Raw genomic sequence first — 15,428 nt, forward strand, 5'->3', positions numbered from 1 at the left:
GCTTACCGTAATTTCAACGTGGCTAGGCCAATCAAGACCAAGAGCATGGTGATAATCCAGAAACGAACTACAACTTGCGTTTCTTTCCAGCCTTTTAATTCGTAGTGATGATGCAATGGCGCCATCCGAAATACGCGTTTCCCCGTCATCTTGAAGCTAGCAACCTGAATCATCACCGAAAGCGCTTCTACGACAAACACACCACCCATAATCAATAAAACGATTTCTTGGCGAACAATCACCGCCACAACACCTAAGCCAGCACCGAGTGCCAACGCACCCACGTCGCCCATAAAGACTTCAGCGGGATAAGCGTTAAACCACAAAAAGCCTAAGCCAGCACCAACAATTGCCGCACAAAAAACAATCAATTCACCCGCGCCCGCCACATGCGGCACGCCAAGATAGGTCGCAAATTTAAAATTACCGGCCACATAAGCGAAAATGCAAAATGCGCCAGCGACCAATACCACCGGCATAATCGCCAAGCCATCTAAGCCATCAGTCAGATTGACCGCATTACTAGTACCGACAATCACGAAATAGGTCAAAATACAAAAACCAATCGCGCCAAACGGGTAGAGAATTTCTTTGTAAAACGGAATGATGAAACCGGTATTGCTCGCATCGCTACCAAAATTCACCAAGAACAATCCTGCGCCAATCGCAATTGCCGACTGCCAAAACATTTTGGCTTTAGCCGATAATCCTTTAGGATTTTTCAGTGCGACTTTTTTGTAATCATCAACAAAGCCAATCACTCCTGTTGCCAAGGTCACCACGAGTACCAGCCACACATAGTGATTGCGTAAATCCCCCCACAGCAAGGTCGTCAAACCAATCGAGAGCAAAATTAAAGTGCCGCCCATCGTTGGCGTACCCGCTTTCACCAAATGCGTTTGCGGGCCATCATCGCGCACCGCTTGACCGACTTTCAATTCAGCTAATTTACGAATCACCCATGGACCTAAAGTCCATGAAATCGTCAGAGCCGTAATCGTTGCCAATATCGCTCGTAAAGTGAGGTAATTAAACACATTAAAGGCGCGAACTGATTCGCCGAGCCATTGCAACAACATCAGCAACATGGCTGCACTCCTTCTAAAGCGTTAACAATTTCTTCCATTCGCATAAAACGCGAACCTTTCACCAAAACTTGCGATTGCGGCGTAAGCAACTCATTCAAAGCACGCAGTAAGTCAGCCTTATTTGCAAAGTGCTGCGCCCCCTCACCAAATGCATTTACCGCATGGGTCATCTGTTCACCAGTGGCCAACAAGGCGCTAATCCCTTGCTCGCGGGCATACGCGCCAATTTCAGCGTGACGTTCAGCCGCATCTTCACCCACTTCACCCATATCGCCGATCACCAAAACGGTGTTTTGCCGGGTGCTTTGCCCAATTGCAGACAGCACATCAATCGCTGCGCGCATTGAATCCGGATTGGCGTTGTAGGTGTCATCAAGGACTTTGGCGCCATTGGCCGCTTGCTTCGCTTGCAAACGACCTTTTACGCCCCCCCATGCAGAGAGGCCTTTGGCGATATCGGCGAGTGGAATTTGTAATGCGATAGCCGATGCGGCGGCAGCCAGCGCATTGCGCACATTGTGCAAACCTGGCACAGCTAAGCTAACGTTAGCCGTCCCCAAGGGCGTGGCTAATTTAAAAGTACTGCCCGCCGCATGCAGCTCAATTTGCTCGGCTGTGATTTCTGCGTCTTGCAAGCCAAAAGAAATTTGTGCATGAGACGCCGACAACCCACGCCATAAACCGGCAAAGTCATCATCTGAATTAATGATTGCCACACCGTCGTGCACTAAACCAGCAAAAATCTCACCTTTGGCTTTTGCCACCCCAGCCACTGAGCCCAATGCTTCCAAGTGTGCTGCACCCGCGTTATTCACCACGGCAACATCAGGTCGCGCAATATGGGTAAGATAATCAATCTCACCAAAATGATTCATCCCCATTTCAGCGACCACAAATCGGTGCTCTGAGCGAATACCCAATAGCGTCAAAGGTAAACCGATGTGATTATTCAAATTACCTTTGGTCGCATGGACTAGATCCGGATTTCCAACATGAGCAGCGAAAATCGCCGCCAGCATTTCTTTGAGTGAGGTTTTGCCATTACTACCAGTAATTGCCACTAGCGGTTGATTAGCATGCTTTGCACGCCAATACCCTGCCAGCAACCCCAAAGCCTGCAAAGTGTCATCGACGATAATGCAATCACCATCCATGGCACGTTCAACCATCACCGCCACTGCACCTTGTGCGAAAGCTTGGGCGACAAAATCATGGGCATCAAAACGCTCGCCTTTGAGCGCAACAAACAAATCACCACTGCGAATATCACGGCTATCGGTAGTGACGCGCGTAAACACTAGCTCAGGTTTTCCCTGTAACTTGGCTCCCAGCGCTTGCGCAGTTTCCTGCAAATTCAACATCATTACTTACCTTTTACTTTTTTTCGCCAATGCAGCACTGGCGACTTCTACATCATCAAAATGATGGCGCACGCCATTCACTTCTTGATACGTTTCATGGCCTTTACCTGCGATCAGAATCACATCAGTGCTTGCCGCCATATCAATGGTGTCGGTAATCGCATGAAAACGGTCAGATTCAATTGCATAATTGGCATTCCCCGTGCCCGGTACGCCTTCTACCCCTGCCACAATTTGCTCAATGATTTCACGCGGTTTTTCCGTGCGTGGGTTGTCACTGGTCACGACAACGGCATCGGCCAAGCGACAAGCGATTTCACCCATCAACGGGCGCTTACCATTATCTCGGTCGCCACCACAACCAAAGACGCAGTACAAACGAGAATTCACCGGCATGGCTTCACGCAAGGTGAGTAAAGCTTTTTCTAAGGCATCTGGGGTATGGGCATAATCCACCACCACCATCGGCTTACCAAAGCCCCCTAAGCATTGCATCCGCCCCGGCGCCGAACGAATTTGCCCCAGAACACGGCAGGCGTCTTCTAATGCCACACCATCGGCAAGTAACACCCCTAAACACGCGAGCAAGTTACTTACGTTAAAACGTCCTAACAGCGGAGAATTAATCGCAGCTTCCCCCAGTGGCGTATCCACCACCAAAGAAATTCCATCAAGCGATGACTCAAAATGCTTTACCCGCAAATTGCCTTGGTTAAAACCATACGAATACACCTTGGGAGCGGTGGTGAATTCTAATAACTCACGGCCAAATGCGTCATCGGCATTAATTACAGCGGTTTGCAAACCTTCCCACTCAAACAATTTTGCTTTTGCCGCGGCATACGCAGCCATCGTGCCGTGATAATCCAAATGGTCACGCGTCAAATTGGTAAACACTGCCGTTTTAAATGGCACACCATGCGCTCGCGCCTGTACCAAACCGTGTGAAGACACTTCCATCACGGCATGGGTTGCGCCTTGGGCGCGAAACTTAGCTAACCATGTTTGCAAACCGATCGGATCAAGCGTTGTATGACTAGAACTTTCCAGCGCGCCTAAAAAACCATTGCCCAGCGTACCCAGTACACCCGTTTTATTGCCCAAACTATCAAAGGCTTGTGCCAGCCAATTCGCAATCGATGTCTTACCATTCGTACCGGTAATACCCACCACGGGCATCAAGCCAGAGTCGTTATTTAATATAGCGCAGGCAACCATACCCGCCTGATAGCGCAAGGCAGGCACCGCGATGTTTTTAACATTCCACGCGGGATTCCAACTAAAACCCTCTTCTTCCCAAACCACCGCTGCTGCACCGTTCGCGATGGCATCTGCAATATACTGACGGCCATCGGCGTACTCGCCCTGAAAAGCAAAGAACACATCGCCCGCTACCACCTTGCGACTATCGACAAGCAAAGGCCGACCGCCGACTAAATCAATCACCGCAGACAAATCAAAGGCAGGCAACTCCCAGCTCGCTGGCTTCATGTCTCTTCCTTCACTTCTAATTCTTGACTCGGTAAGAAAATATTGGTGGTTGGCGCATCCGGCGGTACACCGAGCAAGCGCAAACTACCCGCGACAACACTACTAAAAATCGGTGCAGCCACTAAGCCGCCATAACGCAAAGAAAATGTTGGTTCATCAATCATCACCGCGACTATCAGCCGTGGATCAGAAATTGGCGCCAAACCCACAAATGAAGCCACCCGAGCGGTATCTGAATACGCACCGTTCACTAATTTCTTCGCCGTTCCTGTTTTACCGCCGACACGATAACCAACGACCTGTGCTCGGGTTGCGGTACCACCTGGCAACGTCACCATTTCCAGCATTTTGCGTACTTGCTCTGCCGTTTTGGCTGAGACAACCTGCTTGCCAGGCGCTGGTGCTACCAGCTTGGTAAAGGTCACCGGATGAATTTCACCATTGCCAGCAAACAACTGGTAAGAGCGCGCCATCTGCATCAAACTGACCGACATCCCATAACCAAAACCCATGGTGGCTTCTTCAATCGGTCGCCAAGTTTTCCATGGTCTTAAACGTCCGGCTGCTTCCCCCGGGAAGCCGGTATGCGGCACTTCACCAAACCCGATGTCTTTATAAAAATTCCAAACCGCCTCTCTATCCATCATCAACGCCATTTTGGCAGCACCGACATTGGACGATTTTTGAATAATGTGCTCCACCGTTGCGGCGCCAACGGCATGATCATCCTTAACCAGATTCGGACCAATTGCCATCGTGCCATTGCCCGTTTGAATCACAGTTTGCGGCGTCACTTTGCCAGCATCCAAGGCCATCGCAACCGTAATCGCTTTCATCGTTGAGCCTGGCTCGTACAAATCGGTCAAGGCACGATTGCGTTTATGCGCCGGATCAATCTTGGCGCGACTATTCGGGTTGTACGATGGCGCGTTAGCTAAAGCCAGAACCTCACCAGTACGTGCATCCAATACCACAATCGCACCACCAACCGCTCCAGCTGCTTCGACTGCATTTTTTAACTCTCGATACGCCAAATACTGAATTCGGCGATCAATTGACAGCTGCAAAGTTTGCCCTTCTTGCGGCGGTACAATCGTTGATACATCTTCAACGATATATCCGCGCCGATCTCGAATCACAGTTCGGGATCCTGGCTTACCGGCCAGCATTTTTTCCCGCGTTAACTCAAAACCCTCTTGGCCTTTACCATCAATATCGGTAAAGCCAATGATGTGCGCCATGACCTCGCCTGCGGGGTAATAGCGTCGATATTCCGTTTGCGAATACACGCCGGGGATTTTCATCGCCATGAGCGCTTTCGCTTCTGTTGGCGAAATATGGCGTTTAACCCACAAAAAATCTGACTTTATCTCTTTGCCTTGTGAATTTTTGCGCGAAGCACTTAGCTTTTTGAGCAAATCATTTGGCGGTAGCTGTAATTGCTTTTCTATTTTTTTAATTTCATCCAAGGACAAAGGCATCGGCTCTTCGTCATTTGCTGGCTTCCAGTCCACAGGCCTAGTTTGCCCAGCGGGTAGTATTTCTACGCTACGGGGACTCATCCAGATCGATTGCACTGGCGTTGAAATAGCCAATGGCTCGCCATTTCGATCGGTAATCATGCCGCGATTAGCTTCCAGCTTTAAAGTCCGACGATAACGCGCATCACCTTGATCTTGAAGAAAGTCTTCATTCAAAACTTGCAGATACAAGCCACGCCCCAACAAACCAATAAACAACATCAGCAAGCCACCAAGCACAACCCATACGCGCCAGCGCTCTAATTTGGCTTTTGGCACGCTACTAAATCGCGCACCGCGGCTTCCAGCTGCTTTACTTATCAAGGCCATTACAAATCTTTGACCTCAGGTTTTTTCACCGCTTGCCCATGCTCTAAAATAACTTGCGTGCGATTGGCCGGTGCGACTTGCATTCCCAAATTGTGCTGAGCTTCTTGCTCTATTCTGGAGTGCATAGCCCACGTGCTTTGCTCTAGTTGCAACTGCCCCCACTCCACATCGAGTTTTTTAGTAAGTACGTCTTCTTTTTGCAGCTCAATAAATAGTTTTCTGGCCTTATGGCGACTAGTCACCACGGCTAAAGCACAAATCACCAATACTGCGAGCAAAAACATATTCAAACGGGTCACAGCGGCCCCACAGTACGTTCTGCAATACGCAAAATGGCGCTCCGCGCCCTTGGATTTTGCTTGATCTCTTCTTCGCTGGCGCGCACTGGTTTGCCAATCACGCGCAATGGGGCTTGAGCAATCTCGCTAGCACGTACTGGCAGACGAGATGGCAAGTGATCTCCTTTCGCTGCGTCTTGCATAAAACGCTTCACAATACGATCTTCTAGGGAATGGAAAGCAATAACAGACAAGCGACCTGCAGGCTTCAATAAATTCAAAGCCTGTGGCAGTACTAGCGAAAGCTCTTCAAGCTCGCGATTGATGTAAATCCGTACAGCTTGGAAGGTACGCGTCGCCGGGTTCTGGCCCGGCTCGCGGGTACGGACTGCCGTTGCCACGACCTCGGCAAGCTCTCCTGTTGTAACAAAAGGTTCGCTTGCCCTACGCGTAACAATCGCTGCTGCAACCTGCCGAGCAAACCGTTCTTCGCCATAATCTTTTACCACCTCTGCAATTTCTTTTTCTTCGGCAGAATTGAGCCACTCTGCCGCCGTCATACCCCGTGTCGTATCCATACGCATATCTAGCGGAGCATCGAACCTAAAACTAAAACCGCGTGAGCCATCATCCAATTGCGGCGATGACACACCCAAATCCATCAGCACACCATCAATCTGCTCCACACCCAATTTCGCCAACGAATCAGCTAAAGTCACAAACCCTTCGTGAACAATCGTAAATCGAGGATCAGTAATCGTTGTAGCTTCAGCAATCGCCTGCAAATCTTTATCAAATGCAATCAAACGGCCATTAGGGCTAAGTTTGGATAAAATTAGTCGCGAATGACCACCACGACCAAATGTGCAGTCGACATAAACCCCATCCGGCTTAATAGCGAGGGCATCAACCGCCTCATCAAGCAATACCGTGCAATGCACGAAGCTCGTTGCCTCCAGCTCACTCAAAGCACAATTCCTTGCATATTATTTTGTAATTCAACCGGATCCATAGCCATAGCGGCATCAGTTACGGCATTCCACTTGGCCTCATCCCACAATTCAAATTTATTACCCATACCCACCAGAGCAACGGTCTTATCCAAGCTCGCTCGCTGACGTAAAGTAGGCGGTATCAAAATACGACCCGAAGTGTCCATTTCAATTTCTTCAGCGTGCCCCACAATCAAGCGGCGCAAGCCCATTTGAGCGCCTGACAAAGTATTCAGCTGGTCACGAACAGGAATCCAATCAGGCTCAGGGTAAATCAGCAAACAACCCGACGGCTCAACGGTAATCACCAATCGTCCTTCTGAACGGGCAAGCAAGGCATCGCGATGCTTGGCTGGGATTGCCAATCGCCCTTTGCTGTCCAAATTCATTGAAGAAACGCCACCAAACATCTTGTGCCAAAGCCCATGATCGCTAAACTGCGATCGGTAAAATCAATCATTAAATCTTTGTAGCGATTTTAACGAAATTATCACCACAAAAATACACTTTTATCCACTTTCCCCCACTAAAAGTCACTATAGAGCAAAAAAAAAACCGGCACAAGTTGTGCCGGAAATTTTGTGTTTTGATACAATGATTTAGCATTAAAAATAATTTTTAAATAAAAGCCTTTTAGAATAAGTACTAATTTCGCAATAGTTAAAGTAAAACCTTAAGTAATTTCACAAAACTTACAAAGTATCGCAAAATTTCCCGACAGCCGGATACCCGAGGCGACTTAAAATTCATGAGCGGTAAACTACTTTCTATATTTCTGTTTTTCTTAGCGTGCGGCCTAGGCTGGCGCATACTCTTGCCAGCACAAAGAAAAGAATTACACCGAATCAGTAATATCAGCGCTATTGTCTTAATCTCTGCCAGTGTGATTGCATTAATCTGGCATTGGGTGCGTTAGAATAAAATAGTGCAGATGCACAAAGCGCGTATGCGGTCTAAGCGGCTATCGCCAGTAAAAACTCACCCAAAGCTCAAAAGAAGATGCCTTTTCGCTTAAGTTACACGTTCACAACCTAGACTCGGCAAGAAAAAGATCGCAACGCTAATTCATCAGTTCTACGACGACAGTCACGTCGACGATCCGTACGCACCCGTGTATCTAACATTACTGACCGTGGCTCATTACGTCGATCACTTGTTCGGCGCTCCTGATGAGTACGGCGATCAAGCCCATCCCACTCTCCGGCAGCAATTTTATTCAATCGACCTTGGGTTGCAGCGCGCTGGACGCCCGTTTCTGATTGCGGCAATGAGGCAGCCATCTCACTCGAAGCTTGAATAATATAGTCAGCAAAGCCGCGAGCTTGCTGTAAAAATTTTACCGATTTCATGAAATTTATCTATTTATTTCAAAGACTTACCTCATTATCGTCCAAAACACAGTTTTCTTGAATAGGAATGTAAAAAGGGCGCCAAGGCGCCCTTCGATTAAAATCATAAACAAAGCTAATTAAATCGTTGCTGGCAGCAACGCTTGCTTCATTTTTTGCAGTGCTTTAGTTTCAATCTGGCGAATTCGCTCGGCAGAGACCTGAAACTCAGCAGCTAAATCGTGCAAAGTCAGTGATTCACCTTCCTCGGTCAACCAACGAGCCTCAATAATCCTGCGACTACGTTCGTCAAGCCCATCAAGCGCTTCCACGATCCCAGTAGAGTGAATACGATCAACATTCGCCCGTGCAATCGCTGCCGTTGGCTCGTTATGGCTATCGGCCAACCAGTCGATAGGGGCATAGCCGTCCTCATCGGCATCATCGGACACTAATGACACATCTTGGCCTGTCATCCGCATTTCCATTTCCAACACTTCTTCAGGTTTTACGCCCAAATCATCAGCAATTTCTTTCGCTTGTGTATGCGTGAGTGCAGCAAAGCTCGTTTTCATCGAACGCAAATTAAAAAATAGTTTGCGCTGTGCTTTCGTTGTTGCAATACGAACTAAGCGCCAATTACGCAAAATATATTCGTGAATTTCGGCTTTAATCCAATGCACGGCAAACGAATATAAGCGCACGCCACGTGTAGCTTCAAAGCGCTTCACCGCCTTCATCAGGCCAATATTACCTTCTTGAATTAAGTCAGCCTGTGGCAAACCATAACCACTATACCCACGCGCAATCGAGACTACGACGCGCAAGTGAGACATAACTAACTGGCGCGCAGCCTCGACGTCACCATGCTCTTGATGGCGAGTCGCCAAATCGTGCTCTTCTTGCGGCGAAAGCATAGGAACGGCGTTAACACGCTGAATATAGCGTTCAATACTATCACCAATCGATAGTGTTGAAAGTGTCATCGCATTGCTCATTGCTTTGTTCTCCTGTCACTCAAACCTATAACTGACTTTATATATCAAAATTAGCACTCTAGCAATTAGAGTGCTAACTGTGTTTTAAGTTCCTAGTATTCAAACACATGCATGCATCATTTTGCACGGTAATTATTACTATCCAAGTCATAGCTACATTCAATCTGCTCAACGGCAACAGAATCAGCGCACTTAACGGTATTGATATAAATACCTCGCAACCGCAAAGACCGCCCCCATTACGCAAAGCAAAGCCGTTGCAGCACAAACCAGCAAAATAGTCAGCCCATCAGGTATCGACAAACTAACTGTTTGCCCATAAGAATGCGCCAACTCAATCAAAGCCGGATTGACATAAGCAACCAAACCACAAACGATCAACACGGCAACGCCCCCACCCAAAGCGCCCTGCACAATGGCCGCATGCAAAAAAGGACGACGAATAAATGAATCAGTCGCACCAATCAGCTTGGCCACTTCAATCTCATCACGGCGCGTTAAAATCTGCATCCGAATCGCATTACCAGTGATCAAAACTAAAGCTACCGCCAACAAACCCGCAACAACTTCAAACACCACCTGCCCTAAGTCGATAATTCGCACTAATCGTCGCGCCCAGTCTGAATCTAATTGCACTTCTTCCACAATCACGATTGAAGCTAATTCTTTTTGCAGCCCTTCCAAAACTTCGGGAGCTCTATCTTTGGCTTTCAGCACAAACGCATCGGGTAGCGGGTTCTCCGGCAAACCTGCCGTTAAATCATTGCTACCCAAACTAGCTTGTAAGTTTTTTAGCGCGATATCTTTCGGAATAAACTCTACCTTTTCCCAGCGCGCATCGGCTTTTAAGGTTGATTTCAGCGCATTAATCTCTTCGCTACTCGCACTATTCCGAATAAAAACGGAGACTTGTGGTTCAATCGAAACTTGCTCAGTGATACTCGACAAACTGCTGATCAGCACCCACAAAGCCAGCGGCAATGCCGCGGTAATGCCGATGACTAATAAGTTGAGTAAACTCCCCACCGGATGACGAACCAAACTACCCAAGGTACACGTGAATGCTAAAAAATGTAGACGAAACCAATGCTTCATATTCTTATCCTTAGGCTAGGCCGTGAATTGCCCGTGTTTCAGCCGCAAAATACGCCGCCCATAATCGGCCATTAACGATTCATCATGCGCCGAAATCAAGATTGTCACGCCGACTTGGTGGAACGATTTAAATAATTCCAAAATATCATGCGCGTAATCACTATCCAGATTCGCAGTTGGCTCGTCGGCCAGCAAAATCGATGGTCTATGCACGACAGCGCGCGCAATGCATAAACGCTGCTGCTCACCGCCCGATAGTGAAATCGGATTCAGCTTCTCTTTGCCCGCCAAACCCACTTTATCCAGCGCCGCCAATACGCGGCGACGCCCTTCAGCATGATCGAAACCAATAATATCCAGCGGCAAACGCACGTTATCAAACACATTGCGGTCGTACAGGATCTTATGATCCTGGAAAATCAGCCCAATATGCCGACGCACAAAAGGCAAAGACGCGCGGCTCATCCGCGCCAGATTTTGCCCATTGAGCAAGACCGCGCCACTGCTTGGCTTTTCGATGCCCGCCATCAACTTCAGTAAAGTCGATTTACCCGCGCCCGAATGCCCGGCCAGAAACACCAGTTCACCATCCGGCACTTCAAAGCTCAGATTTTTAATGGCATCAAAACCGCCGGGATAGCTTTTACTCACTTGTTGAAATTGAATCATTCAAATCCTTCGCGCTGAAAACCAGCCGCTGTGCGATAAAGATACTTCACCAATTCAACCTGACCTTCATTGCGCCAATTCACCGTGGCGCGCTCGGATTCGGTAAAACCAAGCTTGACCAGCACCCGCCCACTCGCGGGATTTGTCAGTAAATGCGATGAGGTCATTTGCCTGATGTTCGGCAGCGACAATACATAGAACAGCAGCGCCTGCGCCGCCTCAGTCGCATAGCCCTGCCCCCAATAGGCTTGGCCAAACCAGTAACCTAACTCTGCCGAATCGGCTTCAAAACTCGCGCCGACACAGCCAATTAAAGCACCATCGGCGTGACGGCACACGGCAAAAATCACTTCACGATCCAAGGCGTCTTGCTGCGAACGAATAAAATCCACCGCCATCGTTAATTCATAGGGGTAAGGAATCCGCCCTGTTTGACTCGCTACCTGCCACTCGCCCGCCAATTGCGCCACCATGCCCGCATCAGCCTCGGTCAAAGGGCGCAAAAGCAAACGGGGTGTGCGTAATGGCGCGAGCATCTAACCTCTCGGGTATAGGGCTACAGCAAATACAAAGCAAAGATTAGAAGCAAATACCCATACTATTCAAAAAGGGCATCGATATAATCTTTCGCGGCAAACGGCCGTAAATCATCAATCGATTCACCGACACCGATAAAGCGTAGCGGCACGGGGCGATTTTTGGCAATCGCCGCAATCACGCCGCCTTTGGCGGTGCCGTCGAGCTTGGTCAAGACCAAACCGGTTAAACCCAAGGCATCGTCGAATGATTTCACCTGCGCCAAGGCGTTTTGCCCCGTGTTCGCGTCCAGCACCAGCAGCACTTCATGCGGGCCAGTCGGATCGGCTTTTTGTACGACGCGTTTTACTTTTTTGATTTCTTCCATCAAATGCAATTGCGTCGGCAAGCGCCCAGCCGTATCGACGATCACGACATCAACACCACGCGCTTTGGCGGCGTTCACCGCATCAAACGCCACCGCCGCCGCATCGCCTGATGCTTGTGCGATCACTTGCACGCCATTGCGCTCGCCCCATACCACCAACTGCTCACGCGCAGCGGCGCGGAAAGTATCACCCGCGGCCAACAAAACAGATAGCCCTTGCGATTGGTAGTATTTTGCCAGTTTACCGATACTGGTGGTTTTACCTGCGCCATTGACGCCCGCCACCATCAGAATAAACGGCTTGTGGCCTGATATTTTCAGAGGAATTTCCAACGGCTGAATCAAATCAGTCAGGCTACTTTTCAGTGCTTCTTTCAACTCGCCCGAATCTTTCAAGCCTTTAAGCGACACACGCTCGCGCACATCTTTGAGCAAATGCTGCGTCGCATCGACACCCATATCAGCAGTCAGCAAAACCGTTTCGAGCTCTTCGTACAAGTCCTCGTTAATCTGACCGCCACCAAACACGCTGGCCAAACTCTTACCAAGCTTGTCGCGCGTTTTGGCCAAGCCCATTTTCAGGCGTTCAGTCCACGATAATTTGGGGCGCTCTTGCGGCTGCGCCAAATCGCTAGGCGGCACAAAGGCGTCGGTGAGTTCTTCTTTCGCGGCAACAACGGGCGCGTCAGCCGTCAAAATCGGCGCAACGTCAAGCGGAGCAGGACGAGGCGCATCGTCTGCTGCAACGGTAATTTGTGGCTCAATCGGTAATTCTGCCGCTGGGGTCGGTGCTGGCTGCGTCACTTCGGTGACGATTTCGGCTTCAGGGGGCTTCTTTTTCTTAAAAAAACTAAACATGGCGTTGGCGAGTATCCTGCAAATCGAGGAAAATAGTTGATTAGTAGCGATTTTACCGCGGAGCAGTGATGTCAGCACAGCATAAAAATCAGGTTCGTATTATTGGCGGTGAATATAAGCGCCGTATTTTAAAATTTCCAGACTCCCTAGCGCTTCGTCCAACCCCTGATCGTGTACGCGAAACGCTATTTAATTGGCTAGGGCAAGATTGCACTGGCATGGTTTGCCTCGATCTTTTTTCAGGCAGCGGCGCACTTGGCTTTGAAGCCGCCTCACGCAACGCGAAAAAAGTCGTGATGGTCGAAGCCGCAAAACCCGTCTTTGCGGCGATTAAAAGCAATAAAGAACTACTCCGAGCGGAGCATATCGAACCATACTGGGGCACCGCAGAGCGTTATTTAGCCACCTGCAACACTCAATTTGATTTAGTACTACTCGATCCACCGTTTGCAACGGACTTATTAAATCAAATTCTGCCGCAGATTGTGCCTTTTCTCACCCCCGAAGCACGGGTCTATATCGAATACGCCAATGTGCCCGATTTAAATGGTTGGGAAGTCTTGCGCGAAGGCAAAGCAGGCACGGTCAAATATGCATTATTGTGCCGTGCATCGGCTTAATTAGGTACTTTTTCCAACCCTACTCTCAGTAAGGTTGTGACTTATGCTCGAAAGTGGGAAAATCCCCAACAAATGCAATACCCGACTATTTTACTAAGGAATTGTCAACCATGGCTCTCATTATTACTGACGAATGCATTAACTGCGATGTTTGCGAACCAGAATGCCCAAATAGCGCGATTTCCCAAGGCGAAGAAATCTACGTGATCGACCCCAACCTGTGTACCGAGTGTGTTGGCCATTACGATGAGCCACAATGCCAACAAGTATGCCCTGTGGACTGTATCCCACTAGATCCAGATCACAAAGAAACCAAAGAAGAATTACAAGCGAAATACCTGATTATTTCCGGCCAAGCTTAATGACTTGCAGTGCGGATTGACCAGCGGGCATTTGCCCGCTTTTTTATTTGCTATACGATTAGTAACTTTTAATATACTGATTTAAATCAGTCAGCTCACGAGTCTTGCGCCAAAGCGCTAGGAGAAAGAAATGGGGACGTACAATTTACGCTCTGAAATTGAGGAAACCCTAAATATTGCACGTAGCCTGATTCATACCGCGCCTGATGAAGCGCTTCGCCTCGCCCATTTCGTGACCGACCGTGCAGCAACGATAGAAGACCACAAATCAGAGGCGTTAGCGGCCTTGGTTATCGCCTTGGCATTTCGTGCCATGCCCACCGCCAAAGAAGATGAACGCGAAGCTGCTGCAGCCAAAGCCAGCCAGTTGGCGCTACAAAATGATTTAGACGACGCATGGATTGACGCCACAGACTGTTATGCCGATGTTTGCTATGACACCGGCAACTACAATGAAGCAATGGATTTATGGCTGCAATTACTGGAAGTCGGCCTAGAACGACGTTGGTCCAAAGCCATCGCGCGAGCCTATATTGGCATTGGTAAACTCTTTTTTATTTTTGAAGACCCACCGAGCAGCTTAGAAACTCACCTTAAGGTCACCCCGCTACTGAGTGACATCGCCGACAAAAACATCCACGTTTGCCATTACATCAACGTTGCTGCGGCGCAATTGCATTTACACAATGATCTAGCTTCAAACCAAGCCTTAGATCGTGCCGAAAATGCCTTACAAACGCTAGCGTTTTGCGAATACGAGCCCGAACTTTATTACTACCGAGGCCATTTGCTGAAAAAAGTAGGGCAAAAACACGCCGCCAAACAGCAATTTGAACGCGCTTTTGCACTCAATGGCAGTAGCAATAATTACTGGGGCAAGGTCGTCAATATGATTGCAATTGGCGAGCTGCACTTAGAACAAAATGAAACCCACTCCAGCCACTATTTTATGCAACAAGCGCTAGAAGCGGCCGCAAGCATCCCTGCTAAATATTTATTGATGCTGGCGCACGCCGGATTAGCGCAAACCTACGCGGCAAAAGGGCAAACCGATTTAGAATTTACCCATTGGCAACAGCATTTTGAAATTGCCGAGGAAATCAACTCCGGCAAAACACATCAACGTTTGGCGACTTTCAAACGGCACTCTTTACTTCAACGTGTACACGAGCTAGAAGATAGCCTCAATACATAGACGTATACCCACCAAACCATTAATAAAAAAGGGCTGCAAGCCAATACCAAATAAAGTCAAACCAATCGCGCCTTACTTTGAACTATTACCCTTACACAGCCCAGCATAAAATCAAGCTTAATCGACTACGATGAGTTGAGAAATTAAACCAGAGCTCTCGCCACCCTATCAATTTCCGCCACTCCCCAGTCTGAACTGAAGAGATAATTAATTCACTTGCACTGTACTTCAGCTAAAACACAAAAAGCAGGAACTAATTGTGCATTTACTGCACTAGATTTGTGCCAATGCACAGAGCAAAAAAGTTCACAGCACCAATACCACCCAGTGGCAGATTCT

General features: G+C 48.5%; 17 protein-coding genes. 4 read left to right on the forward strand and 13 right to left on the reverse strand.

Annotated elements, in window-relative coordinates; genetic code table 11:
* Positions 1-2: 2 nt before the first annotated feature.
* The 7 genes from mraY to mraZ are packed head-to-tail and all read right to left on the reverse strand — an operon-like array spanning position 3 to position 7,470.
* Complete coding sequence (gene mraY / locus GM173_RS11445) at positions 3-1,088, reverse strand: phospho-N-acetylmuramoyl-pentapeptide-transferase (RefSeq protein WP_203571515.1); 1,086 nt, start codon at positions 1,086-1,088, stop codon at positions 3-5.
* Complete coding sequence (locus GM173_RS11450) at positions 1,079-2,449, reverse strand: UDP-N-acetylmuramoyl-tripeptide--D-alanyl-D-alanine ligase (protein WP_203571516.1); 1,371 nt, start codon at positions 2,447-2,449, stop codon at positions 1,079-1,081. The genes mraY and GM173_RS11450 overlap by 10 nt, the downstream gene beginning before the upstream one ends.
* 6 nt (positions 2,450-2,455) lie before the next feature.
* Positions 2,456-3,940 carry a UDP-N-acetylmuramoyl-L-alanyl-D-glutamate--2,6-diaminopimelate ligase gene (locus tag GM173_RS11455; RefSeq protein ID WP_203571517.1) on the reverse strand — a complete coding sequence of 495 codons (1,485 nt, stop codon included), beginning with the start codon at positions 3,938-3,940 and terminating at the stop codon, positions 2,456-2,458.
* Positions 3,937-5,790 carry a peptidoglycan D,D-transpeptidase FtsI family protein gene (locus GM173_RS11460; RefSeq protein ID WP_203571518.1) on the reverse strand — a complete coding sequence of 618 codons (1,854 nt, stop codon included), beginning with the start codon at positions 5,788-5,790 and terminating at the stop codon, positions 3,937-3,939. Before GM173_RS11460 ends, GM173_RS11455 begins: the two co-directional genes overlap by 4 nt.
* Positions 5,790-6,089, reverse strand: coding sequence for a cell division protein FtsL (gene ftsL / locus GM173_RS11465; protein WP_203571519.1), 300 nt, complete (start codon positions 6,087-6,089; stop codon positions 5,790-5,792). The genes GM173_RS11460 and ftsL overlap by 1 nt, the downstream gene beginning before the upstream one ends.
* Complete coding sequence (gene rsmH / locus GM173_RS11470; RefSeq protein ID WP_203571571.1) at positions 6,086-7,027, reverse strand: 16S rRNA (cytosine(1402)-N(4))-methyltransferase RsmH; 942 nt, start codon at positions 7,025-7,027, stop codon at positions 6,086-6,088. Before rsmH ends, ftsL begins: the two co-directional genes overlap by 4 nt.
* A 5-nt stretch (positions 7,028-7,032) precedes the next feature.
* Positions 7,033-7,470, reverse strand: coding sequence for a division/cell wall cluster transcriptional repressor MraZ (gene mraZ, locus GM173_RS11475; RefSeq protein ID WP_203571520.1), 438 nt, complete (start codon positions 7,468-7,470; stop codon positions 7,033-7,035).
* Between the two features lie 338 nt (positions 7,471-7,808).
* Here mraZ and GM173_RS16445 point away from each other — a divergent pair, with 338 nt between their 5' ends.
* Positions 7,809-7,976, forward strand: coding sequence for a protein MIGRI (locus GM173_RS16445; RefSeq protein WP_444542500.1), 168 nt, complete (start codon positions 7,809-7,811; stop codon positions 7,974-7,976).
* Between the two features lie 115 nt (positions 7,977-8,091).
* Here the strand turns inward: GM173_RS16445 and GM173_RS11480 are convergent, their stop codons facing one another.
* The 6 genes from GM173_RS11480 to ftsY form a co-directional block, all read right to left on the reverse strand.
* Positions 8,092-8,409: a hypothetical protein gene (locus tag GM173_RS11480; protein ID WP_203571521.1), complete on the reverse strand. Its 318-nt coding sequence runs from the start codon at positions 8,407-8,409 to the stop codon at positions 8,092-8,094.
* Positions 8,410-8,528: 119 nt separating this feature from the next.
* Positions 8,529-9,386 carry an RNA polymerase sigma factor RpoH gene (gene rpoH, locus GM173_RS11485; protein WP_203571522.1) on the reverse strand — a complete coding sequence of 286 codons (858 nt, stop codon included), beginning with the start codon at positions 9,384-9,386 and terminating at the stop codon, positions 8,529-8,531.
* A gap of 192 nt (positions 9,387-9,578) precedes the next feature.
* A complete protein-coding gene (gene ftsX, locus GM173_RS11490) occupies positions 9,579-10,481 on the reverse strand; it encodes a permease-like cell division protein FtsX (protein ID WP_203571523.1) in 903 nt (300 codons plus the stop codon).
* 15 nt (positions 10,482-10,496) lie between these two features.
* Complete coding sequence (ftsE, locus tag GM173_RS11495) at positions 10,497-11,150, reverse strand: cell division ATP-binding protein FtsE (RefSeq protein WP_203571524.1); 654 nt, start codon at positions 11,148-11,150, stop codon at positions 10,497-10,499.
* Positions 11,147-11,686: a GNAT family N-acetyltransferase gene (locus tag GM173_RS11500; RefSeq protein ID WP_203571525.1), complete on the reverse strand. Its 540-nt coding sequence runs from the start codon at positions 11,684-11,686 to the stop codon at positions 11,147-11,149. The genes ftsE and GM173_RS11500 overlap by 4 nt, the downstream gene beginning before the upstream one ends.
* A 62-nt stretch (positions 11,687-11,748) precedes the next feature.
* The gene (ftsY, locus tag GM173_RS11505; RefSeq protein ID WP_203571526.1) at positions 11,749-12,912 is read right to left on the reverse strand and encodes a signal recognition particle-docking protein FtsY; all 1,164 of its coding nucleotides are present in this window, start codon (positions 12,910-12,912) and stop codon (positions 11,749-11,751) included.
* Positions 12,913-12,980: 68 nt separating this feature from the next.
* On the opposite strand from ftsY, the gene rsmD reads away from it, so the two are divergent.
* The 3 genes from rsmD (at position 12,981) to GM173_RS11520 (ending at position 15,089) form a co-directional block, all read left to right on the forward strand.
* Complete coding sequence (rsmD, locus tag GM173_RS11510; protein WP_203571527.1) at positions 12,981-13,532, forward strand: 16S rRNA (guanine(966)-N(2))-methyltransferase RsmD; 552 nt, start codon at positions 12,981-12,983, stop codon at positions 13,530-13,532.
* Positions 13,533-13,642: 110 nt separating this feature from the next.
* Positions 13,643-13,894 (forward strand): YfhL family 4Fe-4S dicluster ferredoxin, encoded by a 252-nt coding sequence (locus GM173_RS11515; RefSeq protein WP_203571528.1) that lies wholly within the window; start codon positions 13,643-13,645, stop codon positions 13,892-13,894.
* A 130-nt stretch (positions 13,895-14,024) separates the two neighbouring features.
* A complete protein-coding gene (locus tag GM173_RS11520) occupies positions 14,025-15,089 on the forward strand; it encodes a tetratricopeptide repeat protein (RefSeq protein WP_203571529.1) in 1,065 nt (354 codons plus the stop codon).
* Positions 15,090-15,428 lie beyond the last annotated feature (339 nt).

Origin of the sequence: Deefgea chitinilytica, from assembly GCF_016881405.1 — a bacterium.
In the GTDB taxonomy this organism is placed as follows: domain Bacteria; phylum Pseudomonadota; class Gammaproteobacteria; order Burkholderiales; family Chitinibacteraceae; genus Deefgea; species Deefgea chitinilytica.

Bases quoted from the DNA above. Each gene is read 5' to 3' on its own strand.
- GM173_RS11500 (WP_203571525.1), bottom strand. From the start codon at position 11,686: ATGCTCGCGCCATTACGCACACCCCGTTTGCTTTTGCGCCCTTTGACC.
- GM173_RS11450 (WP_203571516.1), bottom strand. From the start codon at position 2,449: ATGTTGAATTTGCAGGAAACTGCGCAAGCGCTGGGAGCCAAGTTACAG.
- GM173_RS11455 (WP_203571517.1), bottom strand. From the start codon at position 3,940: ATGAAGCCAGCGAGCTGGGAGTTGCCTGCCTTTGATTTGTCTGCGGTG.
- GM173_RS11460 (WP_203571518.1), bottom strand. From the start codon at position 5,790: ATGGCCTTGATAAGTAAAGCAGCTGGAAGCCGCGGTGCGCGATTTAGT.
- GM173_RS16445 (WP_444542500.1), top strand. From the start codon at position 7,809: ATGAGCGGTAAACTACTTTCTATATTTCTGTTTTTCTTAGCGTGCGGC.
- ftsX (WP_203571523.1), bottom strand. From the start codon at position 10,481: ATGAAGCATTGGTTTCGTCTACATTTTTTAGCATTCACGTGTACCTTG.
- mraZ (WP_203571520.1), bottom strand. From the start codon at position 7,470: ATGTTTGGTGGCGTTTCTTCAATGAATTTGGACAGCAAAGGGCGATTG.
- rsmD (WP_203571527.1), top strand. From the start codon at position 12,981: ATGTCAGCACAGCATAAAAATCAGGTTCGTATTATTGGCGGTGAATAT.
- GM173_RS11480 (WP_203571521.1), bottom strand. From the start codon at position 8,409: ATGAAATCGGTAAAATTTTTACAGCAAGCTCGCGGCTTTGCTGACTAT.
- GM173_RS11520 (WP_203571529.1), top strand. From the start codon at position 14,025: ATGGGGACGTACAATTTACGCTCTGAAATTGAGGAAACCCTAAATATT.
- ftsE (WP_203571524.1), bottom strand. From the start codon at position 11,150: ATGATTCAATTTCAACAAGTGAGTAAAAGCTATCCCGGCGGTTTTGAT.
- rpoH (WP_203571522.1), bottom strand. From the start codon at position 9,386: ATGAGCAATGCGATGACACTTTCAACACTATCGATTGGTGATAGTATT.
- mraY (WP_203571515.1), bottom strand. From the start codon at position 1,088: ATGTTGCTGATGTTGTTGCAATGGCTCGGCGAATCAGTTCGCGCCTTT.
- GM173_RS11515 (WP_203571528.1), top strand. From the start codon at position 13,643: ATGGCTCTCATTATTACTGACGAATGCATTAACTGCGATGTTTGCGAA.
- ftsY (WP_203571526.1), bottom strand. From the start codon at position 12,912: ATGTTTAGTTTTTTTAAGAAAAAGAAGCCCCCTGAAGCCGAAATCGTC.